Origin of the sequence: Achromobacter sp. GbtcB20 (genome assembly GCF_019091095.1) — a bacterium.
In the GTDB taxonomy this organism is placed as follows: Bacteria; Pseudomonadota; Gammaproteobacteria; order Burkholderiales; family Burkholderiaceae_B; genus Achromobacter; species Achromobacter mucicolens.
On sequence record NZ_JAGXJZ010000266.1, the window covers coordinates 1 to 408 of the forward strand.

Annotated in this window: 1 protein-coding gene; it reads right to left on the minus strand. The window is 73.0% G+C overall.

Annotated elements, in window-relative coordinates; all coding sequences use genetic code 11:
• Positions 1 to 408: GGDEF domain-containing protein (locus tag KVT32_RS28910; RefSeq protein WP_217619291.1), on the minus strand; the 408-nt coding region annotated here is incomplete at both ends.

The window sequence follows — 408 nt, forward strand, 5'->3', positions numbered from 1 at the left end:
AAGCGCCTGGTCGGCGCGCTTGATGAGGGCGTCGATGCCGCCGGCGTCATCCTGGCCGTCCAGCACGGCGACGCCGGCGCTGACGGTGTAGGCGATCTCGCCCTGGTCGGAGGCGACCAGGCGCGTGGCGACCAGGGCGCGCAGGCGCTCGGCGCTGGCCAGGGCCTCCTGCGCGCCGGTGGAAGGCAGCAGCACCGCGAATTCCTCGCCGCCCAGGCGCGCCACGGTGTCGACGATGCGGAAGCTGTCGCGCAGGGCCTCGGCCAGGTCGCACAGCACGCGGTCGCCGGCCGGGTGGCCGTAGCGGTCGTTGATGTTCTTGAACAGGTCGGCGTCGAACAGGATCATGGCCAGCGGGCGCGGGGTATGCGCGGCGCGGTCCAGCTCCAGCTCGGCCGCCTCGAAGAA